The 21,710-nt window shown below is 47.7% G+C and carries 24 protein-coding genes; 2 read left to right on the forward strand and 22 right to left on the reverse strand.

Features of this window, described 5'->3' with window-relative positions:
- The 7 genes from MHM94_RS12650 to MHM94_RS12680 all read right to left on the reverse strand — a co-directional run bounded on the left by MHM94_RS12650 (position 1) and on the right by MHM94_RS12680 (position 8,275).
- On the reverse strand, positions 1-2,556 hold the full coding sequence (locus MHM94_RS12650) for a serine/threonine-protein kinase (RefSeq protein WP_235419518.1): 2,556 nt from the start codon (positions 2,554-2,556) through the stop codon (positions 1-3).
- A 9-nt stretch (positions 2,557-2,565) separates the two neighbouring features.
- On the reverse strand, positions 2,566-3,549 hold the full coding sequence (locus MHM94_RS12655; protein ID WP_138547024.1) for an FHA domain-containing protein: 984 nt from the start codon (positions 3,547-3,549) through the stop codon (positions 2,566-2,568).
- Between the two features lie 111 nt (positions 3,550-3,660).
- A complete protein-coding gene (gene alr / locus MHM94_RS12660; protein ID WP_235419517.1) occupies positions 3,661-4,746 on the reverse strand; it encodes an alanine racemase in 1,086 nt (361 codons plus the stop codon).
- Positions 4,747-4,751: 5 nt separating this feature from the next.
- Positions 4,752-6,131 carry a replicative DNA helicase gene (gene dnaB / locus MHM94_RS12665; RefSeq protein WP_022945637.1) on the reverse strand — a complete coding sequence of 460 codons (1,380 nt, stop codon included), beginning with the start codon at positions 6,129-6,131 and terminating at the stop codon, positions 4,752-4,754.
- Between the two features lie 129 nt (positions 6,132-6,260).
- On the reverse strand, positions 6,261-7,214 hold the full coding sequence (locus MHM94_RS12670; protein ID WP_235419516.1) for a DUF4097 family beta strand repeat-containing protein: 954 nt from the start codon (positions 7,212-7,214) through the stop codon (positions 6,261-6,263).
- Positions 7,215-7,224: 10 nt separating this feature from the next.
- Entirely contained in the window at positions 7,225-7,719 is a 495-nt protein-coding gene (locus tag MHM94_RS12675; RefSeq protein ID WP_235419515.1) for a hypothetical protein, read from the reverse strand.
- A complete protein-coding gene (locus MHM94_RS12680; protein WP_022945634.1) occupies positions 7,712-8,275 on the reverse strand; it encodes an RNA polymerase sigma factor in 564 nt (187 codons plus the stop codon). The genes MHM94_RS12675 and MHM94_RS12680 overlap by 8 nt, the downstream gene beginning before the upstream one ends.
- 194 nt (positions 8,276-8,469) lie before the next feature.
- On the opposite strand from MHM94_RS12680, the gene MHM94_RS12685 reads away from it, so the two are divergent.
- Positions 8,470-8,937 carry a hypothetical protein gene (locus MHM94_RS12685; RefSeq protein WP_022945633.1) on the forward strand — a complete coding sequence of 156 codons (468 nt, stop codon included), beginning with the start codon at positions 8,470-8,472 and terminating at the stop codon, positions 8,935-8,937.
- A gap of 43 nt (positions 8,938-8,980) precedes the next feature.
- Positions 8,981-9,340, forward strand: a complete 360-nt coding sequence (gene yidD / locus MHM94_RS12690) for a membrane protein insertion efficiency factor YidD (protein WP_235419514.1) — start codon at positions 8,981-8,983, stop codon at positions 9,338-9,340.
- Positions 9,341-9,433: 93 nt separating this feature from the next.
- Here yidD and MHM94_RS12695 read toward each other — a convergent pair whose 3' ends face one another.
- From MHM94_RS12695 to hflC, 15 genes are all read right to left on the reverse strand, one after another.
- Entirely contained in the window at positions 9,434-11,179 is a 1,746-nt protein-coding gene (locus MHM94_RS12695; protein WP_235419513.1) for a hypothetical protein, read from the reverse strand.
- The gene (locus MHM94_RS12700) at positions 11,176-11,700 is read right to left on the reverse strand and encodes a type II secretion system protein (RefSeq protein WP_022945630.1); all 525 of its coding nucleotides are present in this window, start codon (positions 11,698-11,700) and stop codon (positions 11,176-11,178) included. Before MHM94_RS12700 ends, MHM94_RS12695 begins: the two co-directional genes overlap by 4 nt.
- Positions 11,697-12,107 (reverse strand): prepilin-type N-terminal cleavage/methylation domain-containing protein, encoded by a 411-nt coding sequence (locus MHM94_RS12705; protein WP_022945629.1) that lies wholly within the window; start codon positions 12,105-12,107, stop codon positions 11,697-11,699. Before MHM94_RS12705 ends, MHM94_RS12700 begins: the two co-directional genes overlap by 4 nt.
- Positions 12,098-12,592 (reverse strand): GspH/FimT family pseudopilin, encoded by a 495-nt coding sequence (locus tag MHM94_RS12710; RefSeq protein WP_235419512.1) that lies wholly within the window; start codon positions 12,590-12,592, stop codon positions 12,098-12,100. The genes MHM94_RS12705 and MHM94_RS12710 overlap by 10 nt, the downstream gene beginning before the upstream one ends.
- Positions 12,567-12,992, reverse strand: a complete 426-nt coding sequence (locus MHM94_RS12715; RefSeq protein ID WP_275439935.1) for a type IV pilin protein — start codon at positions 12,990-12,992, stop codon at positions 12,567-12,569. Before MHM94_RS12715 ends, MHM94_RS12710 begins: the two co-directional genes overlap by 26 nt.
- 528 nt (positions 12,993-13,520) lie before the next feature.
- The gene (rplI, locus tag MHM94_RS12720) at positions 13,521-13,973 is read right to left on the reverse strand and encodes a 50S ribosomal protein L9 (RefSeq protein WP_022945626.1); all 453 of its coding nucleotides are present in this window, start codon (positions 13,971-13,973) and stop codon (positions 13,521-13,523) included.
- A 35-nt stretch (positions 13,974-14,008) separates the two neighbouring features.
- Positions 14,009-14,236 carry a 30S ribosomal protein S18 gene (gene rpsR, locus MHM94_RS12725; RefSeq protein ID WP_022945625.1) on the reverse strand — a complete coding sequence of 76 codons (228 nt, stop codon included), beginning with the start codon at positions 14,234-14,236 and terminating at the stop codon, positions 14,009-14,011.
- Between the two features lie 11 nt (positions 14,237-14,247).
- Positions 14,248-14,577, reverse strand: coding sequence for a primosomal replication protein N (gene priB, locus MHM94_RS12730; protein ID WP_022945624.1), 330 nt, complete (start codon positions 14,575-14,577; stop codon positions 14,248-14,250).
- 18 nt (positions 14,578-14,595) lie between these two features.
- Complete coding sequence (gene rpsF / locus MHM94_RS12735; protein WP_022945623.1) at positions 14,596-14,937, reverse strand: 30S ribosomal protein S6; 342 nt, start codon at positions 14,935-14,937, stop codon at positions 14,596-14,598.
- Between the two features lie 235 nt (positions 14,938-15,172).
- The gene (rlmB, locus tag MHM94_RS12740) at positions 15,173-15,910 is read right to left on the reverse strand and encodes a 23S rRNA (guanosine(2251)-2'-O)-methyltransferase RlmB (RefSeq protein WP_022945622.1); all 738 of its coding nucleotides are present in this window, start codon (positions 15,908-15,910) and stop codon (positions 15,173-15,175) included.
- Between the two features lie 9 nt (positions 15,911-15,919).
- On the reverse strand, positions 15,920-18,322 hold the full coding sequence (rnr, locus tag MHM94_RS12745; protein ID WP_235419511.1) for a ribonuclease R: 2,403 nt from the start codon (positions 18,320-18,322) through the stop codon (positions 15,920-15,922).
- A gap of 77 nt (positions 18,323-18,399) precedes the next feature.
- Entirely contained in the window at positions 18,400-19,005 is a 606-nt protein-coding gene (locus MHM94_RS12750) for a tetratricopeptide repeat protein (protein WP_235045749.1), read from the reverse strand.
- Between the two features lie 132 nt (positions 19,006-19,137).
- Positions 19,138-20,454, reverse strand: coding sequence for an adenylosuccinate synthase (locus MHM94_RS12755; RefSeq protein ID WP_022945619.1), 1,317 nt, complete (start codon positions 20,452-20,454; stop codon positions 19,138-19,140).
- Positions 20,455-20,568: 114 nt separating this feature from the next.
- Positions 20,569-20,763 (reverse strand): DUF2065 domain-containing protein, encoded by a 195-nt coding sequence (locus MHM94_RS12760; RefSeq protein ID WP_045979187.1) that lies wholly within the window; start codon positions 20,761-20,763, stop codon positions 20,569-20,571.
- Positions 20,764-20,831: 68 nt separating this feature from the next.
- Complete coding sequence (gene hflC, locus MHM94_RS12765) at positions 20,832-21,710, reverse strand: protease modulator HflC (protein WP_022945617.1); 879 nt, start codon at positions 21,708-21,710, stop codon at positions 20,832-20,834.

The raw sequence follows: 21,710 nt of genomic DNA on the forward strand, positions 1-21,710 counted from the left end.
TCAGTTCACACAGAGCTGAGAGTGGGAGCTGACCATCGCTCTAAACTTTTCAAAATCGCAAAGTGGTTTAAACCAAGGCTGTAAAAACCAGTTTTGGTGGTAACCACTTTTTAAAGCCTCTTCCACATAGTAAAGACTGGAGTTAAAGTCTCCGCCCAGTGCATGCACTAATGCCGCTGTATAACTTAACTCTGACTTATCTTCTGCCAACTTGAAACTATGCTTCAGTGATTTAATAGCTTGCTCGTTGTCACCCAATTGAGCATAGGCCTGCGCATTTTCAGACCACGCCAAGGCTGATTCACGCCCGTTATTTAGCTGTAATAAGCGCTGATACAGCTCTTTTGATTCCACAAGCTTACCGTTGAGCATATTTATGTCTGCCATATTGAGCATCATCCCGGTGTTTTTTGGGGAGCTCAACAGCGCTTGCTTGGCAAACTGTTCTGCCATAGGGTAGTTCTGTACCATCATGTAGGCGATAGAGAGGTTTGATAAATCAATGCTGTCACTATTCTCATTGAGTGTTTTGCTGTAGCTTTCTATCGCAGAGGTGAAGTCACCTTCAATTAAAGCAATATCAGCTAGGTACTGGTGAGTTCTTCTATCACTAGGGACTTTTTCAACTAAATCAGCGAGCAGGTTTTTCGCTGACTGAAAATCACCCAGCCAATACAAAACGAGCGCGAGCTTTCTTTGTAACCGCAAATTGGGTCTCAAGCTCAACGCTACTTCTAACTTATCTCTGGCCTGTTTATCTTCACCCTCAGCAAGCAGAATTGAAGCCTCCAAATTCAAAATAGCAGCTTGGTCATGACTCACCTTGGTTAACATATCCAAAGCATGCTTGGCCTCTTCTATTTGCCCCAGCTCTATATTGAGCAGCACTAGGCTTTTGTAGTAGCTGGACAACTTTTTAAATTCACCTGGGGCATTATGGATTGCTGAAATTGCTTGCTTAAGATAGGTTTTTTCATGGGTTGAGTGATACAGCTGCAGCGCAATTTCACGTAGAAGGTTATAACCCTCGACACTGGTTGCACTCTCTTTGACCGTCGCCAGACTTTTCTCAAACATCTCCGGCGTTGCTACGTTGTCGACATAAAACAACGTATACATCTCAAATAATGGGCTGTTACTTTTCATTGTCGATAGCGAGCGATACTGTTCACTATCAATGCCCGGGGAAATAAGGCGTGCAGTATTGTATTTCGCCACATCATGTAAATTAGTCGTGCCTGCAATATCTGTCTGCCACTGCATACTCTCCTGCACTTGCCAGTTGGGAGCACGTAGTGTACTTATTTCAACGCTACAGTGGCGTTGCTGACAATCCAACGAGCTGCTAATCAGGGTATCGGCGCCGGTGTAGTCGGCCAGCATCTGAAAGTAGCTTTTAGGGTCTCTAAATTGATCACTGTCTTGGCCTTGCGCCAACATATTCATTTCTGCACGGCTAACTAATTGCTGGTCTTGCTGGAGCAACTGCTGCCACATAGCACTTTGTACCGAGCCTTTCAAAGCGCTTTCATAATGCTTAAATTCATCAGGTAGGTTATAGATCTGAGTGGGTAGAATCGCGACCACAGGCTGGTGTAACAGATAAGGGCGTAGCAAGTAGCCTCCCACCAACACTGCCGCACAGACAAAGGCCATCACAAGGTAACGCCAGCGCAACTTCTTTGCTCTTAATGGTGCGCTTTTCTGCGTGCTATTTGATGGTGTAACCGGTTCTGTTTGCTGCTCTAGAATAGCGGCTTGAACTCGTTGTTGCAGTAACTGCTCAAGCTGTTTGCTAAAAGGGCCTCGGCGCAGATTTAAGCGCGCCGCAGGTTGTACGCTAAGCGCTTGGCCTAATATTGCTTGCAACTGCTGCGGTAATTGCGTGGTGCTGAGATCTAAGTGGTGTCCTTGCAATATTGCCGCGCTGATATCTTGGCCACCTTGTCCAGCAAAGGGGTGCTCGCCTGTCAGTAATTCAATTGCAACAACGGCAAACGAGAACCAATCGCTGTGGTGGCTGAGTGCTTGCCCTTGCAACTGCTCAGGCGACATATAGCCCTTAGTGCCTGCGCTTTGACTAACATGGCTGTTACCGCCCACGAAGCCAGCGATACCAAAGTCAGCCACTTTGACTTGCCCAGCTTCACTGATCAAGATATTGCTCGGTTTCAAGTCACGGTGAATAATGCTATTGCGATGCGCATGCTCTAAACCCTTGGCAATATCCACCAGCATAGCCAGCTTTTGTTCAAGCGTTAACACATGCTGCTTCTGGTATTGCAGAAGGTTTTTACCGCGACAAAACTCCATCACTAAGTACTGCTGGCCATCGCTTTGGCCACAGTCAAATACTTGAATAATATTGGGGTGATTTAAGCGTGCCAGAAAGCGCGCTTCACTAAGGGCATCTTCGTCTAATTCACTATCACCGCTAGTATTAAGCACCTTAAGTGCCACGGTACGTTCTAGTTTAGTATCAAAAGCTTCGTAGATGGTGCCCATGCCGCCCTGGTACACCACTTTGTTCAATTCATAATGAGCAAGCGTGCGCATAGAGTTTACCTAGTTGGAGGATGCGCGTTTAACCGACTCTTCGAGTTGGTGGCCTTTATAGATTTCGAAATTACTGGCGCTAAAGCGCACCTTACGTAGTTTACGCTCGATGATACTATCGGCATCCTCTATATGCGCAAGGGCGTCGCTAAATTGCTTACGGGCGCGGTGAATTTGAATATTTAGATAGCGAGAATCGATACCCAAATCGCGGGCTATCACTTCAGTTTCGACCCAACCTTGACTGAGCTCATGTACGCCGTTGGCGGCATCTTGAGCCTTGTAACGGGCCAAATTTAACGTTAGATAATGATGGCAACGCTCATGCAAATCAATTTCCTCACCTGGGCCTCTGACCGTAAGCTCTGCAGACTCTTCATCTAGGGTAAGGTGAAAAATAAAGTTTAAGTCGGCTAACTGGGTATTGCTCACATCGCGCAGCGCTGTGGCTTCTTCCAAATGGCTTAAATGCAATTGATAGCTTCGCTGGCTATCATTGAGCTGATCGTTCTCTATTAAAATAGTGTGATCAAGCATCGGCCCATCCAGGTGCTCAAAGCACCAAAAACCACTCTCACGTTGGTTAAATACGGCTATTTCTGGGGACTCTTCAGGGATAAGGTTGTAATTTGCTAAGCAAATAAACTCCGAAGTAGGCTTGGCGTATTCATCAAGGACGATCAACAAGTCTTGCGGCTTATCTAAATTCGCAACTTTGAATTGCTTGCCATCATTTCCTGGCAGAGCAATCACATCATGAAGCTTAAGCGTTTGGCTGTGATCTTTATCTAAGCGTTTGCTATTAAGCCAAGTGCCGTTACGGCTGAGGTCACGAACCTGCCATTCATTCCCCTGCCATTCAATGATGGTATGAATTTTCGACACGCTAGGATCGCTGATCAGCGTGTCTACACTGTACTGAAAACGCCCAAAGCTATGGTGGGCGTGCAAATAGATCACATTGTCCGTATCCGCTTCGATAAGGTAAGCCATAATCGCTCCAAGCGCCTTTTGTACCTAATTATTATTATAAGGGATGAGTGGCTTATTCTCTGCTTTTTTCGAACAAAAATAAACAGCTGCTTAACAATTGTGGGAATAGTATCAGCTTGATGCGATATATTGATAACTAACGCGCGGGGTAATATTGCATAGAAGTTCATAAGCGATGGTGTCGGCGCAGGCGGCAATTTCTTCAATGGCTAACTCGCGTCCCCACATAATGGCTTCATCACCTACTGCAACAGCGCTGGGGTCTGGGCCAATATCAACAGTGATCATATCCATAGACACACGCCCAACCAACGGGTAACGCTGCGCGTTTATAAGCACAGGCGTGCCGTTTTGAGCATGACGCGGATAGCCGTCTCCATAGCCAATGGCCACCACCGCCAGGTAGGTATCTTTGTCGGCTCGCCAATGTCCGCCATACCCCACCGGCTCGCCCTGGCGTACCGGACGCACGGCAATCACTTCGCTACTTAGGGTCATCACGGGGGTCAGCTGAAGTTGCGCAGAAAAAGTATTTTTCACGGGCGAAACACCGTACATCATCAACCCCGGGCGCACCCAATCACCGTGACTTTGCGGATAATTAATGATGGCGGCAGAATTCGCCAAACACAGCGGCTCAGGTTTATCGGCTACTAAGGTTTGAAATAACTGCAGCTGGGTCTCATTGTAGGCATCCTGATTGTCATCTGCACAAGCAAAGTGAGTCATTAGATTTACTTCATCTTGCACATATGGGCAATCTTTTAAGCGGCGATAGAAGGTATTGATGCTGTCTGGGTTTATGCCCAAACGATGCATGCCGGTGTCTACTTTTAACCATACTTTAATGGCCCCTGCTAACTGGGCTTGCTCTAGGGCTTCAAGCTGGTATTCGTCATGCACCACTGTTTGGAAGTTATTAGCCAACATAATTTCGATATCGCTGGCTTTAAAAAAACCTTCCAGCAACACAATGGGCTTAGTAATGCCACCGGTGCGCAGGGCCAGAGCCTCTTCAATGCGAGCAACGGCAAAGGCATCGGCATCGGCGAGCTGTTGCGCAATAGGCACTAAGCCATGGCCATAGGCATTAGCTTTAAGCACGGCCATTACTTGGCTATCAGGGGCAAGGCTTTTAACGCGCGCTAAATTAGCGCGCAGGGCACAAAAATCAATGGTTGCGGTTGCCAACGCCATAGTGGTTAATACTCGTCGTCCATCGCCGGGCCAGCGTAATTATCAAAGCGTGAGTATTGCCCTTGGAAGGTTAACCTGACCTTACCAATAGGACCATTCCGCTGCTTACCAAGGATAATCTCTGCAGTACCTTTATCTGGACTGTCTTCGTTGTACACCTCATCGCGGTAGATAAACATGATTAAGTCGGCGTCCTGCTCAATTGACCCCGATTCACGTAAATCCGAGTTAACCGGGCGCTTATCAGCACGTTGTTCAAGTGTCCGGTTCAACTGCGAAAGCGCCACAACAGGACACTCGAGTTCCTTCGCCAGCGCTTTTAATGAGCGCGATATTTCGGCAATTTCTAAGGTTCGGTTGTCCGATAAGCTTGGTACCCGCATTAATTGCAGGTAGTCGACCATGATCATGCTAATGCCACCGTGGTCGCGAGCAATTCGCCGCGCGCGTGAGCGCACATCGGTAGGTGTTAGGCCCGAGGCATCATCAATGTACATTTTGCCTTTTTCAATCAACAAGCCCATGGTTGAGGACAAGCGGGCCCAATCCTCGTCGTCCAGCTGGCCCGTTCTCACCTTGGTTTGGTTTATGCGCCCGAGCGAGGCGAGCATACGCATCATGATTTGCTCTGAGGGCATCTCCAACGAGTAAATAAGCACCGGCTTATCTTGGGTCATCGCCGCATGTTCGGCCAAGTTCATGGCAAACGTGGTTTTACCCATGGATGGGCGCGCTGCAACAATGACTAAGTCCGAGGGCTGCAAACCCGCAGTCATCTGATCAAGGTCAGAGTAACCGGTACTGACTCCCGTAACCCCGTCTTGTGGCGACTGGTAAAGCTCTTCAATTTTATCCACGGTCTTTTCTAGGATAGTGTGGATATTTTGCGGCCCTTCAGTGCTTTTAGTGCGCTGTTCAGCAATTTTGAATACTTTGCTTTCTGCAAAGTCGAGCAAATCATGGCTGCCGCGCCCTTCGGGGTTAAACCCGGCTTCGGCAATTTCATTGGCAACACCAATCATTTCGCGGATCACCGCTCGCTCACGCACAATAGCAGCATAAGCGCTAATGTTAGCGGCACTGGGAGTGTTTTTAGCTATTTCACCGAGGTAAGCAAAGCCACCCACACTGTCGAGTTGATTGTTTTTCTCTAACGACTCGGAAATAGTGATCAGATCGATAGGCTGGCTGTCTTCAACCAAGCGCTCCATAGCCTCAAAAATCAGTCTGTGGGTACGCGTATAAAAGTCCTGAGCCACGACCAACTCAGCAACACGGTCAAAGGCCTCGTTATCGAGCATTAACCCACCAAGCACGGATTGCTCGGCTTCAATGGAGTGGGGAGGAACTTTTAGGCTATCAACCTGTTTATCTATTTTTGCCATACATACTCAAAAGGCGGGGTGAATGGCTTTATTTTATCGGCTTGGCATCGCAGTGCAACAACTGCTTCGCTTTTTTGCTGACTGATAAACAAGAAAAATAGCGAGCCCTAAGGGCTCGCCGAGGTTGGGTTAGTTTTTACGTAGGTGGGTGTTGCCACTAATGGTGGTTACTTGCACTTCGGCTTCGCCTTGGCCTAGTGTGAAGTGCAGGCTTTCACCCGTACCATACTTGGCTTCCACGGCTTTATCATCGCTCAGTTCGTTGCGAATATCGCCGCCAGCATGGGCTTCTAAATCAAACCGTGCTGACAGATCGCTGGGTAGGTAGAGGTCTAAATCACCACTGACGCTCTCGGCGCGGATTTGCCCGTCGGCATGAAGCTTCGCCACACGGACCTCAAGCTCGCCATTGACGGTATTAATTTTTAAGCTACCTAGGGCTTGGGCATTGAGCTGTAGATCACCGTTGACGTTTTCAAAGCGGATATCTTCAGCGCGGGTGCTCGATTCCACGTCGCCATTGACTAAGGTCATTTGTAATTGCCCTTGTGAATCAAGGTCGTTGATATCACCATTGACGGTTTGATAACGGATCTCTCCAGCTAGGTTTACGCCATCAATATCGCCATTTACGGTCTCTAAATTGAGCTTGCCCTGTAACTGCTTGGCGTCAATATCGCCATTCACCGTTTCCACACGGGTATCATTGTGCAGTTCACTGACTATCACATCAACGCTCACCCCTTCCATCACTAAGGCACTGGCATGGGGCATGTATATGGTTAACTTAGACCCCTCGTCATTGTCATTATTATGCCCCCAACCTTGATTGTAGCGTTTGGGCATATCAACAATAAAATCAGTACGCTGACCACGGTTCTCAAGGGTATAGCCCTCGGCTTTGTCATCCAGCTCGCCGGTCACTTTAAAAGTGTTTTTATCCCAACCTTTGATAATGACTTCGCCACGTTGGTTATCGATATAAATACGGCCATCCTTTGGCACGTCGAGTTGCTCATCAATTTTTTCGCCAGCGAAGGCCAAAACCGGGGCTAGCGCTAATGTATAAATAATTGCTTTCATTGTTATGCTCCTAAATACGCTGTAATACTGCGCCCTGCTTGGGCTGGTGTACGTTGTTAATTAAATTCAGTTGTTGTTGATAAACCTGCGCGAGCATATTAAGCAAAGCGCGGTTGTTAGGTTGTTCTTCAAGCGCGGTTTTGATTGCTTGCTCCGCTTGCTCGAGCTCTTGCAATTGCTGTTGCCAATTATCGGTCAGCGCCGGTTGTGCTTGATACTGCACCAGTAGGTTCTGCTTTTGTTGCTCGAATACATCGCTTATCACCGCGAATTGGTTACTCGGTTGCGAGCCTTGTTGGCTTGGTAAATTGAGCCCGATTACCGCGACTAAAATGGCAGCGGCGGCACTACCCAAAGCTGGTTTAAACCAGCTTTTATCAGCTGTATGCGTGTGCGCATTAATCCCCTGCTCAATACCGGGCCAAAGATCGCGCTCCGGGCTGATCTCTTTTTGCTGTTGTTGCAGTTGCTGGTTTAGAAACTGCTCAAAATCAGGTTTACTCATGCTCGTACCACTCCTTTAACAGCCCTCGGGCGCGATGGTATTGTGACTTTGAAGACCCCACCGCCATATTCATAATCTTGGCTATCTCTTCATGGCGATAGCCCTCTACTGCGTGCAGAACAAAAACTTGTCGTGCCCGTTCAGGTAGCCGCACTATGAGTTTATCAAGGCCGTTAAGCTCTTGGCATTGAGCCACTTGTTCATGCTCCATGCCCTGCTCTTCACTGCTCACGACGCGTTGCAGCCAGTTTTTTTGTTTGCGTAAATGGCTAATGGCAATATTGCTGGTTACGCGATGCAACCAAGTACTAAATTGCGCTTTGCCATCAAAGCTGTGTATTTTTTGCCACAACTGCACAAACACCTCTTGGCTCACATCCTCCGCCTGAGTGGTGTCAGCCGCCAAACGCAAACACAAGGCATAGACTCGCTTAATATGCTGCTGATACAGCTGTGCAAAGGCCTGCTGATTGCCCTTTTTCACCTGTTGTATCAGTTCTGCCTCGCTTGGCGGCGGTGGTGCGGTTGCCCTTGCCTCTGCGGCATGACCCTGCATGCGATATATCCTGTTGTTGTTATTCGCTTTGTTACTGTATTAGACGCGCACTAAAGTACAAAGGGTTTAAATGGGTTTTAAATTTTTTTATTTATTTTTTTGCGTGCACTGAAAGTGTAAGGACATTGGATTTTTAGGGCGTATAGGATAATCTTGTGGTGCAAGGAATACGCAGCAATAACGGAGATTCAAGGATGATAGACGAGATACAGCCCAATTATGCAAGCTATTCAATAGACGAACTTGAAGACGCATTAAGGCACGTGGACAGCGAGGCCTACCCGCAAAGAGTGCAAGCGATTAAGCAAGAGCTACAAATCAAACGCGCACAACATACTGCCGCTAAACAAGCTAACACTGAGCACTCAGATAATGAGCAGTTTTTTAAATGCCCGTCTTGCCTTAAGTCCATTAGCTTTTTCTCTAAAGCGGCAAACTCTTGGGGGAAAACCAAAACATGCCCGCACTGCGGCGCGCACTTCGAGGTTCGCATGAACTATGTTGCTTTGGCTATTGCCGTGGTGCCTTTGGTGTTCGTGCATCGCCTGCTATTCATACCGATTTTAGTGGCGATGGGGCTACCTGGCGCTATCGGCATGGGTATTGTCACCGGCACGGCTATGGCCTTGTCGATGCGCTTTAAAAAGCCGTCTCAGGATTAATTTATGGCAAACGCTCAACGGGAAAACTTATAAAGGCCTACATTTGAATAACATAGCAATCATAGTGATACGCCTATACCAACGCTTTGTCTCCCCTTACAAAGGATTTCGTTGTGCCCATGCGTGCTTACATAAAGGTGCATCTTGCTCTAACGCCGTCCTTGCCATAGTAGAGCAACACGGCTTTTTTCGTGGTTACGCCAATATCAAAGCACGATTGCATGCCTATAAATTGGCCCACGCCACACTGCAACTCAACGCTCAAGAAGAAAGCAACAAACGCAAAAAGAAAGAAAACCGCCATGACTGCTGCGACCCATCCGCAGCATGTGACGCAGCCAGCTGTGCCGGCAAAGGTAAGCATTGCGACTTAGCCGAGCTACCTTGCAGTTGTTGGCCTTAGATGCAAATACTGACTTTTACCTCGTGTATAGATGCAATGCACTAAAAAGCCCCTTTATAGGGGCTAGATTGGTAGTAGGGATAGTTAAACTCGCTAAGGTGATAGCTCCTCCGGGGTTTTATACTGCCAGCCAAGGAATATCACCCGGCGCTGACCGCCTAAATTTCCACCTTGTGACTTTTTCAGCGCGGTGTCGTAATGAATATCACCATCACCACATACACTGACCCTTTTCCCCCGAATGGCCCCGTACAGCTCACCACTGGCACCAAACTTTACATTGCTATAGGGTGCATAAATAGTTCCGTACATTTGTCCCGTGCCCGATAGCTCAACACCAAAGTCGCCCCCGCATTGGGTTGCTGCGGAGTTATCTTGATACCCAGAATACAGACTGAAAGGCGGTAGCTTGTTGCTATTAAGTGTTTTCTTGAGCACGTTAACGGGTTGCTGAATTTGACTTTTACCTTGAACAAATAACGTCAAACTTGCACCTTCATTGATATTTAGTGCGCTATTACCATTGGTTGTAAGCTTGAAATCGCCATTAATGTAAAAAACGACATCTCCCTTTGCAATCGTCAATTCAGCTCCATTAATAATCAGATCATCTAGAAAGTATACCGATCCGTATTGCCGCCCCAATATAGAAGTTGAGGTTGGCATGTAGATAGAACCAAAACTATCACGGCCTTGTTCGTCGTCGAACTGTGCATGATTACCCCATCCTGTCACATTGAGTCCCTGACGAGGCAACTTTTGCTGCAGCTTTGCTAACTCAGAGGGCAACGAGTAAGGATCACAGTTGGTGTCTGGGTCTTTAGGGTCGTGGTTAGGATCCTCGCTGTTACTGGCAGGAACAGCGGGAACGGTAACAGTTTGGTGATAAGGCGCACCTTTATAATTAGTGCCGGCGATAGAGTCTTTATTATTTTCTTCCGTGGTATTGTTACCACCATACAGAACGGCTAACCCATTATTGTTGATATTTCTAACAGCAAATGAGGGAGTAAAATGAACATCTTGCTCGGCTCTTACCACCCCTAATATATGGCGCCCCTGATAAGTAACACTGCCTTTTGCCAAAATATCACCGCCAATTCGCGTTTTCACAGGAAAACCAGGCGGTATCGTATAATCTCCTGAGCTACCGCCACTGACATCAATATCGCCATTGGCATGAACAGTCCCGGATATAAATCCTGCTCCGGTAATGTTGATGTTTCCTGTTGCACGTACATCACCCCACGTGGAAGAACCACCACTGACAACGATATCCGCATTAGGTGAAATCGTTTTCACATGCGCCTGGGTTGAGGCGTTGTCGCGATCGTACTGGCCATCAAGCTGCTGCGAATCATAGCTATCTATGTTCCCACCCGCTGAATTTAAGACTCCATCACAGCCAACTATGGCGGTGTTAAAAGGCGCATAGCCACCGTTACTGCTAACAGCGTATCTGGCCACTAAATTAGCCTCTGCTTCACCAGCATAACGCTCTCCTAACGCAGCGATTTCCAGCTCACCCGCCCCATTTTTATTTAGCTGTGCACGATACTTTAGGTCTCCCTTATGAATGGAACCACTGTGTGCTTGCTCAGTTTGCGCTACGAGCTCGTCAATATCAGCATCAGGGTTTGCATGCAGTTGCTGCTGCACTTTCTCAGCCTGAGCAAAAACGGCTCGTTCAGACATCATCCGCGCATTAACTTTCTTCTGAAAGTTGCCACTGAGGCGCTCTTGCACGATGCTGTCTTTTAGTGAAGTAAATACCACCACGCCAGCGACCACGGTTAATAACATCACACTGACTAGAGTGAAGCCCTGCTGTTGCTTCATGAACTTGCTCCATATAGTTCACTTAAAATTAATCGCGACGCTGCAATATCGATTTGTACTTGGCCTCCAAACTGCTGCGGCAGTCCCTGAGGAGTAACATTAATGGTGGTGAGCTTGGTGGTCGCATCATAGCTAAAACTGAGCGCCGTCACACCGGTCAGGATGTCTTCGCCGCCAGCGCCCATATCACACTGTATACGCCCATCAACCAAGCGGTATTGCTCAATATAATCAGCGCTAGGCGTGGTGCCCAAACACGATAAAACGCCCGCCTGTTGCTGAACCCGCAGCGTACTGCCATCAGCACTGACCACAGGCGCAAATGGGGTTTGTTTAAGGCTGCGAGTGAGCACCTGAGAAGTGAAACGAACCACCTCTTGGGCATTTTCTAGCTCTTTAGTCGCACTTACAGTGCCTTTGATAGTGGCGTAAGAAAGCCCAACGCCAGCGATTAAAAAGCTACCTACGGCTAAAGCAACCATTAGCTCAACTAAAGTAAAACCTAAATGAGCGCGTTTCATAAGCCACACTCCGCAGCCGAGAGCGTTGGATATTGGGCAAAAATGCGCAACTTAGATTGCAGGCCATCATCAAGGCGACTATCTGGCCATTGCACTTCAATGGCTAAATCGTCGTTAAAATTAGCGGGAAAGGTAATGCTGTAGTCATCGATTTGCGGTGCCAAGGTGGTGTTTTTGAAGTTGCCGTTAAAACCACCGCCATGCTTGAGCGCGCATAAATTTGGCCAGATGCGCTCTGCAGCATTGTTGGCCTGTACAATGGCCATGGTGTAGTTGAAACTGCTCGTCGCATACTGCAATGACTTGAGTTGTGCGCTGCCCAGCCCCAACAAGGCAATGGCTGCAATCGCCACCGACACCATAATTTCTAATAACGAAAAGCCAGACTGTATTGCTTTTACACGCATGCTTCACCTTCCTCAGCTAGCCAGCTTTGGCCGCTGCGTAGTACGCATAAGTGATAGTCCGTGGTACTGGCATCATTGTCAGTGATCAATATATTAGTGGCGTTGTTAAGCTCACCAGTGATGGCAACAATGCGGTTAGGCAGCGCAATCGTTAGCGAGCTATGTTGCTTGGTAAAAGCTCTTAACACGGCTTCATTTGCTTCACCTGGATTGGCTACCACTTGCCACTGTTCGGCTGAAGCGCGCAAATTAATAGCTCGCTCACGCTTAACAGCTTCGCTGCGAGCGAACTTAAACACACTATGAAGTTGGTTCGCGTGATTGACAATGCGGTCTTGCTTTATGAACTGTATATACGACGGCGTGGCGATAATGGCTGTGATAGCGATGATTGCTACCACCACCATTAACTCAACTAAAGTAAAGCCTAGGGCTGAATATCGTCCTTGATGCATTGGGTTAATTCCCCCAACAATCGTCGTCATCACCAGCGCTAGCGCGTTGCTGACCGACTTCGTTGATACTCAGGGTGCCACACTCGTCGCCACTCTGTGCCGCTTTGGGAATAGCCCGCAAGGTGAACTTTTTAGCATCATAATGTGCGCCGCCGCTACTAGAGATAGTTGGCTGCGGGGCATACCGCAAGGTGTAATAATCAGATGTGGGGAGGGTAAAGTTACTAGGGTATCCGCCCATACGAGAATATGTACGTTCAAGCACGGCAACAGCTTGCAGCATATTTTGCTGCATATCCGCACGGCGTCCTTTTTCCATATACTCGCTGTAGGCTGGCATCGCCACTGCATACAAAATACCGATAATAGCGACCACTATCATCATTTCTATCAGGGTAAAACCGCGTTGTAGCATTCCTTGTAAGCGCATTGTTTTGCCTAGAGTTTTATTAAGACTGAGTTAAGATATAATGACAACGCTGTCAAAGTCAATTTTATTCCTCCATATTTGTGCATAAGTTATTCTTTAATTTAATGCAAAAGTAACAGTAATTCCGTTAATGACTTATAAACGAATAAAAATAACATCTAAGTTGTAGGTTCTTTCCCTTATCTAAGGTATAGGTATGAGGATAGTATTAGCCTGGGTAACGAAAACATACGACAAGATCTACCTGTAAGCATTTGCTCGACGCAGAGCATCACTCCCTAATATAAAGCGCTTTGTCAGGTTGAAACCTGACCTACAGAAGTCAATCTCTTTGATTCGCGCTGTCGAGCTAGACTTTTTGTTGAATGCGCTTGAAACAACGAATAGGACTGCAGGCGGGTATAAGAAAGAACAGCTTCACTGTCGCCGCTTGAGGATGACAAGCTCTGCAAGAAACGAGCAATGCCAACATCAGACAGGCATAAAAAAACCGCGCCTAAGCGCGGTCTTTATAAAGCTAATCGACGATTAAGCTTCAGCAATAACGATCACTTTGATAGAAGCCATCACTTCTGCGTGAACCTGGATTGCTACGTCGAATTCACCTGTTTCACGGATAGTACCGTTAGGTAGGCGAACTTCTGATTTAGCTACTTCGATGCCCGTTGCAGAGATCGCATCAGCGATGTCACGAGTACCGATTGAACCAAATAGTTTACCTTCGTCACCAGCTTTAGAAACTAGCGTCACTTCTGCAAGTGCTTCAAGTTTCTCAGCGCGAGCTGTAGCAGCAGCTAGCTCTTCAGCGATTTTCGCTTCAAGCTCAGCACGACGTGCTTCGAAAGTTTCGATGTTAGCTTTAGTTGCAGGAACTGCCTTACCTTTCGGGAACAGGAAGTTACGTGCGAAACCAGATTTAACAGAAACCTGGTCACCTAGGCCACCTAGGTTTGCGATCTTGTCTAGTAGAATAACTTGCATGTCTCTACACCTTTTAAAAACTGTTAATCCGCTGCTTACTTGTGTAAGTCAGTGTATGGAAGAAGGGCTAGGTAGCGAGCACGCTTGATAGCAGTTGCTAGCTGACGCTGATACTTAGCGCTAGTACCTGTGATACGGCTAGGTACGATTTTGCCACTTTCGGTAACATAGTTTTTAAGAGTAGCTAGATCTTTATAATCGATTTGTTTTACGCCTTCCGCTTTGAAGCGGCAGAACTTACGACGTCTGAAGTAACGTGCCATGAGTATTTTCCTCAATTAATTCTTTCAATTTGCTGAGCATGCAGTACCAGTTGACTGAGGCCGTTTCGGCCTTGGTGGCGGTTTAAAAAACCCCGCACTCGCACTGACTGCTCAACTTGCAAATATTGTGTTGCTGATTGATGCTCCGAACCACTTGCTACCACCTGAATACGCACATAACTTTGACGGTTTAGTTGCGCTTCAACCTGTATTGAACGGTGCTCTAGCACGAAAATACAGTGGGGTACACCGGCCGGGCTTTGACTGAACTTAGGGGCCTTACAAACAGTGCCACCTAATTCGACTAGATTGAGCGCTTGCTCACTAGGCGTTTCAGCCATTACAACCACGCAGAACGATTAAGCTTCAGCAGCTTCTTTTTTCTCTTCTTTTGCAAGAGGAGAAGCTTCAGTTACTGCATCTTTAGTGCGCATAACTAGGTTACGAAGCACTGCATCGTTGTAGCGGAAAGAAGTTTCAAGCTCGTTGATTACTTCAGTAGGTGCTTCAACGTTCATTAGAACATAGTGTGCTTTGTGAAGCTTTTCGATTGGGTAAGCCAGTTGGCGACGGCCCCAGTCTTCTAGACGGTGAATCTTACCGCCAGCTTCAGTGATAGAACCAGTATAACGCTCGATCATACCAGGAACTTGTTCACTTTGATCTGGATGAACCATGAATACGATTTCGTAATGACGCATGGGTATTCCTTACGGTTAATATAGCCTTCCACCGTTTCGGCCGGTCGGTTTAAGGCAAGGAATTAATGTTAAATGGCCGAAATGAGCGCGTATTCTACGCATTGTTGGCAAATTAAGCAACTTAAAAGAAGGCGAATACCAGTAAATTACGCCTGATTGATGCGAGGTAATGACATAGAATACGGAGCCAGGCACACACCTTACAATATCAAGGGTGGTGCATGCCTAACTGGCGTTATGCGCTTCGCTGTCTGAGTACTTCAAACAAGCTAATGCCAGTCGCGACCGAGACATTTAGGCTAGAGACCGTGCCCACCATAGGGATTTTCACCAGCACATCACAGTGCTCACGCGTTAAACGGCGCATACCATCGCCCTCAGCCCCCATAACCATGGCGATAGGGCCGGTGAGGTTGGCATCAAACAATGTGGTATCGGTCTCTCCTGCCGTGCCGACAACCCACACCCCAGCATCTTTAATTTCACGCAAGGTCCGTGCGAGGTTTGTGACTTGCACTAACGGCACCACTTCAGCAGCACCACAAGCGACCTTTCGTACCGTCGCATTTAACTTCGCCGACTTATCCTTAGGCACGATAACCGCGTGCACACCGGCAGCGTCGGCACTACGCAGGCAGGCCCCCAAATTGTGAGGATCGGTGATGCCATCTAAGACCAACAAGAAGGGCGTTTGCTCTCGGCTAATAATGGCGTCTAAGTCACGCTCGTTATATTGTTTACCTTGGCGAACTCGAGCAATAATGCCTTGATGCTGTTCGCCTCGGGCTTTGTCATCCAGCGCTTTACGCTGCATAAACTGCACCGAAATACCGAATTGCCGAGCCTGATTGATCAACGCATTTAGACGCTTATCATCGCGCCCTTTTAAAGCATACAGTTCAATGAAGCGCTCGGGCTCGCGGCTGAGGATGGCTTCGACACTATGAAAACCAAAGATTAATTCGTTACTCACTGGGACTCTCTACTTTTTCGTTTTCTTACGAGCATTTTTACCTGCTCGTGACTTTTTCTTGCTTTTACTGGCCTTTACATTTTTGCCAGCTGTTGCTTTTTTGTCTTTAGAGGCTTTCTTTTTACCGCCACTTTTCTTACCACTGGGTGTTGGCTTATTACCTTTTCCTGGAATATCGCCCGCTTTAAGCTTATCGCGCACCGAAGGCTTTTTCGCCTTGCGCCGAGCATAACGATCGGGCTCTTGTTGCGCCAGGGCAAGATTGATACGGCGCTCTTCTAAAGACACCGAGGCCACTTGCACCGATATTTTATCACCCATGCGATACACAGTACGACTGTGCTCACCGACAAGGCAATGTTTAGCGCCATCGAAGTGGAAAAATTCATCACCCAGGTTAGCAATATGAACCAGACCGTCTATTTGCAGATCATCTAAGCGTACAAACAAGCCAAAATTAGTGACCGACGAAATAACCCCGCCAAAGTGCATGCCAACATGATCCTGCATATACTCGCACTTCAACCAATCAGCGACTTCACGAGTCGCATCATCAGCGCGGCGCTCGGTCATTGAACACTGCTCACCGAGTTGATCTGCTTCATCATCGTTGTATTCATACTCACCACTGGTTTGCTGCCCTTGCGCTTTGAGTATGGCCTTGATAGCGCGATGCACGACCAGGTCGGGATAACGGCGGATTGGTGAGGTAAAATGCGCATAAGCGGGCAGTGCCAAACCAAAGTGACCAATGTTGTCAGGCTGATAAACGGCTTGCTTCATCGCTCGCAGCAACATCGTTTGAATCAGCCCCAACTCAGGGCGATCGACTAATTTGTCGATGGCAGCGGTAATCTCCGCTGGCTCGGGAGAATCCCCAAAGGGGTTCTCTATGCCGAGTTCACCAAGAAACTGGCGAAAGTGTCCAAGCTTCTCACTGTCCGGTTCATCATGCACACGATACAAGGCGCTGGCCTCGTGCTTTTCTAGTAATCGCGCCGCTGACACATTCGCTAAAATCATGCATTCTTCGATAAGCTTATGGGCGTCGTTACGCACGACGGGTACTATAGACTCAATTTTGCGCTGCGCGTTAAACACAAACCGTGTTTCCAGGGTTTCAAATTCGATGGCACCACGCTCTTGACGCGCTGCTTTTAGCGCCATATACATCTGCTGCAAGTCTTGCAGATGACCCACTAGGGGCGCGTACTCTTCACGCAATTTTTCATCGCCTTCTAAAATTGCGTGCACCTTGGTGTAGGTAAGGCGCGCGTGCGAGTTCATCAATGCTTGATAAAAACGATAGCCTGAGAGCTTACCGGCTGCGGAGACGGTCATTTCCGCAACCATACACAGGCGGTCGACCTTCGGATTCAGTGAGCACAAGCCATTGGATAGCACCTTAGGAAGCATGGGAATAACTTGCTCAGGGAAGTACACTGAGTTACCGCGATTAATCGCTTCTTGATCTAAAGGGGAGCCTTTTTGCACATAATGGGAGACATCAGCAATCGCCACCCATAGACGCCAACCACCGGACTTTTTGCGCTCACAAAATACAGCGTCATCAAAATCTCGGGCGTCTTCGCCATCAATGGTGACCAAGGGCAAATGACGCAGGTCAACGCGTCCTTGTTTGTCTTGCTCTGCCACCTGCTCGCCTAAAGGAGCCACCTGCTCCTCAACTTCTTGTGGCCACTGATGAGGGATTTCATGATTTCGCAGCGCTACCTCAATTTCCATACCCGGTGCTAAATGCTCACCGAGCACCTCTGTGACCTTGCCTACCGCATTCATGTGGCGGCTTGGGTTTTGGGTGATCTCAATTTGCACCATTTGGTTGTGGCGCGCACCTTTTTCTGCCCCAGGGACAATAATGATATCTTGTGTAATGCGTGGGTCTTCTGGCACAACCACGGCCATACCATGCTCAACAAAGTAACGGCCAATGATTGGCGCACGCTCGCCTTCAAGTACTCTCACAATGCGTGCTTCAACCTTGCCACCTTGGCCACGGGAGCCCGCTTTAGCTAACACCACATCGCCATGTAACACGGTGTTCATTTGGTGGCGAGCAATAAACCAGTCTTTAGGTTCACCTTCGACTTGCAAAAAACCAAAGCCATCACGGTGGCCAATGACCTTACCTTTGACTAAGCCACTATCATCGGGAATAACGTAGCATTTGTGCTTATTGAAATGCAGCTGCCCTTCACGCTCCATGGCGCGCAGGCGGCGCTTAAAGGCAATTTGACGCTCACTGTCATATACATCCAGCTCGGAACAAAGTTGGCTGAAATTAGCAGGCTTAGCGCGTTTTTTAATGTGGTCGAGGATGAACTCGCGGCTGGGGACGGGGTTTTCGTATTTTTGCTGTTCTCTATCGAGGTATGGATCCTGTTTGGTCATTCAATAACTTATACGGTGACTTGTGGTGTTATTTTAACCCATATCGGGAAAAGGCAACAGGTAAATACTGTTAAACTTTATTGATCAACGGGTAACCGTGCCCGTGCAACCACGCTATCGGGCATTTTTTGCGCCAATTTACTTAACTGCGCACCAATTTTCTTGTGTAGGTTGCGATCTGCAACTTGGGTATGAAACAGCCAGCGATAAGCATCTTCATAGTCGCGTGGACTGCCGTAGCCTTGATTAAACAGCTTTACCAAACGCATTTGCGCTGGCAGGTTGCCTTGTGCAGCGGCTTCACGCAAATACACGATAGCCATGGCTTTATCGGCCTGAACTAAGCGGCCAATATCATAGTAGCGTCCCAGCTGCTCTAACGCCTCTGCTAAGCCTTGCTCAGCGGCTTGACGCATGTAGTAAACACCTAAGTCCACATCTCGTTCAACGCACACATTGTAAGCGAGCATATCACCGTAGAGGAACTGATAACTGGGCAACTTCATTTTACTCGCGCGCGCGGCAATATCTTGCACAAGTTGGCAATCATCATCTTGCACCCGCTTTAAATGGGCGTTTTTACGTATTAATTTAACCAACTCATCCTGTGTATACAGCTGTACGGCCTCTAACGGCTCTGCCGCATGAGCTGTGGTGCTGAGCACACTGGTCAGTAATAACATGGTTAACAAATGGCGCATGACGCTCCTTTGACGAATCAACTCTCTCATCAATTTATAGCAAAACTAGTGCCAAAATTGGTATATGCAGGCACAAAAAAAGCTGCCGCAGCAGCTTTTTTTCACACCCTACGCTTATTCAGCAAATGGGTTGCGCACAATCATAGTTTCAACACGATCAGGGCCGGTTGAAATAATATCAACCGGAACACCGGTGATTTCTTCAACACGCTTGATATAGTCGATTGCCGCTTTAGGCAAGTCTTCAACACGAGTAACACCGAAGGTGTTATCGCTCCAGCCTGGCATTTCTTCATACACTGGCGTTACTTTTTCGTAGCCTTCAGCAGCAAGCGGTGTGACGTTAGTAACAGTGCCGTCTTCAAGCTGATAACCAGTACAAATCTTAATAGTTTCTAGGCCATCAAGTACGTCCAGTTTGGTCATACAAAAGCCTGAGATGCTATTGATTTGTACCGCACGGCGCATAGCCACAGCATCAAACCAACCTGTACGGCGCAAACGGCCGGTCGTAGCACCAAACTCGTGGCCTTTTTCGCCAAGGTGTTTACCCACTGGGTCTTGCTTATCAACGCCATCATAAAGCTCTGTTGGGAATGGACCTGAACCCACACGCGTAGTGTAAGCTTTAACAATACCCAACACATAATCTAGATTCAGCGGGCCAAAACCAGCTCCTGTCGCCACCCCACCGGCGGTGGTGTTAGATGAAGTAACATATGGGTATGTACCGTGGTCGATATCCAGCAATGTGCCTTGTGCACCTTCGAACAGGATGTTGTCGCCTTTTTCACGAGTCTGATCCAATAGCTCAGTCACATCAACAACCATCGATTTAAGAATATCCGCCACAGCCATGGCATCATCAAACGTCTTTTGGAAGTCGACTGGCTCAACTTTGTAGTAGTTTTCTAAAGTGAAGTTGTGGTACTCAAGAATTTCGCGCAACTTATTGGCAAACTGCTCAGGGTTGAACAAGTCACCAACACGAAGACCACGGCGTGCAACCTTGTCTTCATACGCAGGACCAATACCACGGCCTGTGGTACCAATGGCTTTAGCGCCACGCGCCTTTTCACGTGCCATATCAAGCTCAACGTGATACGGCAGAATAAGCGGACACGCTTCAGAGATAAGCAGACGCTCGCGCACCGGTACGCCACGCTCTTCAAGCATGGTAATTTCTTTCATCAATGCGTCGGGGGCCAGAACTACGCCATTACCGATAACACATTTTACGTTGTCACGTAGCACACCCGACGGGATCAGGTGTAGAACTGTTTTCTCGCCATCAATCACCAAAGTGTGACCAGCATTGTGCCCACCTTGATAACGGACCACTAAAGATGCTTTATCTGTAAGGAGGTCTACGACCTTTCCTTTCCCCTCGTCACCCCACTGGGTGCCTAGTACAACGACGTTTTTACCCATTGCAAATTCACTTAGAAAAAATTAGGCGCAGATTTTATCAGAAAAGCCGGGGGCAGATCACCCCGTTTTGGTTATTTTTTCCGCTAATAGAAAATTCATTGCTAGCTCAGCAAGCTAGACGAGGTTAATAAGGTGGAACACAAGCGCGCCAGTAAGGATTAAGATGATACCCACCACTTTCAAGGTGCGTTCATCACTGCTCGCTAGCTGCGCCATGTATGCACGCCACTTTTTTGGAAACAGTGCTGGGCCTAGCCCTTCAAAAATAAGCATAAGCGCAAAGGCGCTTACTAACAATTGCCAGCTCATTAGACTCTCTCAGTGACAAAAAAGCCCCGAGGCGATGGCACTCGGGGCTATTACTGACTATGACGAGATTACTGTGGTTCTGCGTTCTTCATGTACTTGAAGAATTCACCATCAGGCTCAATCACCATCACGTCTTGCTTGTTTTTAAAGGTTTTCTTGTATGCATCTAAGCTACGCAAGAAACCAAAAAACTCAGGGTCTTTGTTATAAGCGTTGGCGTAGATTTTTGCCGCCTGTGCATCACCCTGGCCACGTACAGAACGCGCATTACGCTCAGCATCGGCGAGCATAACCGTCACCCGACGGTCCACTGAGGCACGGATTTCTTCCGCTTTCTCTTGACCTTCAGAGCGGTGCTCTTTCGCTACAGCGGTACGCTCAGCACGCATACGTTGGTAAATAGAATTACTCACCTCGTCTGGCAGGTTAATTTGTTTAACCCGTACGTCGAGGACTTCAATGCCGAGCTCGCGCGCACTTTCAGAGGCTTGAACCAAGGCTTCTTCCATTAACTCACTACGCTCACCAGAAACAATTTCTTTGATCGTACGCGCACCGAAGTTGGTACGAAGGCCATTGTTTACTTTTTGCTTTAGTAACGTTTCAGCGTAATTTTTATCGCCACGGGTACGTAGGTAAAAATCACTGAAGTTTTGTACCCGCCACTTCACGTAAGAATCAACGATAAGATCTTTTTTCTCACTGGTTACGAAGCGATCCGGTGTTCCGTCTAGGGTTTGAATACGCGCATCGAGCTTACGCACTTGCGCCACGAAAGGCACCTTAAAGTGCAAGCCTGGCTCATACACCACAGCGTTGTCGGTATCGTCTTTTTGTACTTTAGAGAATAACAACACAATAGCGCGCTGCCCCTCTGGTACTACAAACACCGAAGAAAACGAAAGTACTACTGCAGCAATAATGAGGATTATACTAAAATTTCTCAC

This window comes from Pseudoalteromonas sp. CNAT2-18.1, from assembly GCF_022347865.1.
GTDB lineage: Bacteria > Pseudomonadota > Gammaproteobacteria > Enterobacterales > Alteromonadaceae > Pseudoalteromonas > Pseudoalteromonas ruthenica.

Bases quoted from the DNA above. Each gene is read 5' to 3' on its own strand.
- MHM94_RS12650 (WP_235419518.1), bottom strand. From the start codon at position 2,556: ATGCGCACGCTTGCTCATTATGAATTGAACAAAGTGGTGTACCAGGGC.
- MHM94_RS12655 (WP_138547024.1), bottom strand. From the start codon at position 3,549: ATGGCTTACCTTATCGAAGCGGATACGGACAATGTGATCTATTTGCAC.
- alr (WP_235419517.1), bottom strand. From the start codon at position 4,746: ATGGCGTTGGCAACCGCAACCATTGATTTTTGTGCCCTGCGCGCTAAT.
- dnaB (WP_022945637.1), bottom strand. From the start codon at position 6,131: ATGGCAAAAATAGATAAACAGGTTGATAGCCTAAAAGTTCCTCCCCAC.
- MHM94_RS12670 (WP_235419516.1), bottom strand. From the start codon at position 7,214: ATGAAAGCAATTATTTATACATTAGCGCTAGCCCCGGTTTTGGCCTTC.
- MHM94_RS12675 (WP_235419515.1), bottom strand. From the start codon at position 7,719: ATGAGTAAACCTGATTTTGAGCAGTTTCTAAACCAGCAACTGCAACAA.
- MHM94_RS12680 (WP_022945634.1), bottom strand. From the start codon at position 8,275: ATGCAGGGTCATGCCGCAGAGGCAAGGGCAACCGCACCACCGCCGCCA.
- MHM94_RS12685 (WP_022945633.1), top strand. From the start codon at position 8,470: ATGATAGACGAGATACAGCCCAATTATGCAAGCTATTCAATAGACGAA.
- MHM94_RS12695 (WP_235419513.1), bottom strand. From the start codon at position 11,179: ATGAAGCAACAGCAGGGCTTCACTCTAGTCAGTGTGATGTTATTAACC.
- MHM94_RS12700 (WP_022945630.1), bottom strand. From the start codon at position 11,700: ATGAAACGCGCTCATTTAGGTTTTACTTTAGTTGAGCTAATGGTTGCT.
- MHM94_RS12705 (WP_022945629.1), bottom strand. From the start codon at position 12,107: ATGCGTGTAAAAGCAATACAGTCTGGCTTTTCGTTATTAGAAATTATG.
- MHM94_RS12710 (WP_235419512.1), bottom strand. From the start codon at position 12,592: ATGACGACGATTGTTGGGGGAATTAACCCAATGCATCAAGGACGATAT.
- MHM94_RS12715 (WP_275439935.1), bottom strand. From the start codon at position 12,992: ATGCGCTTACAAGGAATGCTACAACGCGGTTTTACCCTGATAGAAATG.
- rplI (WP_022945626.1), bottom strand. From the start codon at position 13,973: ATGCAAGTTATTCTACTAGACAAGATCGCAAACCTAGGTGGCCTAGGT.
- rpsR (WP_022945625.1), bottom strand. From the start codon at position 14,236: ATGGCACGTTACTTCAGACGTCGTAAGTTCTGCCGCTTCAAAGCGGAA.
- priB (WP_022945624.1), bottom strand. From the start codon at position 14,577: ATGGCTGAAACGCCTAGTGAGCAAGCGCTCAATCTAGTCGAATTAGGT.
- rpsF (WP_022945623.1), bottom strand. From the start codon at position 14,937: ATGCGTCATTACGAAATCGTATTCATGGTTCATCCAGATCAAAGTGAA.
- rnr (WP_235419511.1), bottom strand. From the start codon at position 18,322: ATGACCAAACAGGATCCATACCTCGATAGAGAACAGCAAAAATACGAA.
- MHM94_RS12750 (WP_235045749.1), bottom strand. From the start codon at position 19,005: ATGTTATTACTGACCAGTGTGCTCAGCACCACAGCTCATGCGGCAGAG.
- MHM94_RS12755 (WP_022945619.1), bottom strand. From the start codon at position 20,454: ATGGGTAAAAACGTCGTTGTACTAGGCACCCAGTGGGGTGACGAGGGG.
- MHM94_RS12760 (WP_045979187.1), bottom strand. From the start codon at position 20,763: ATGAGCTGGCAATTGTTAGTAAGCGCCTTTGCGCTTATGCTTATTTTT.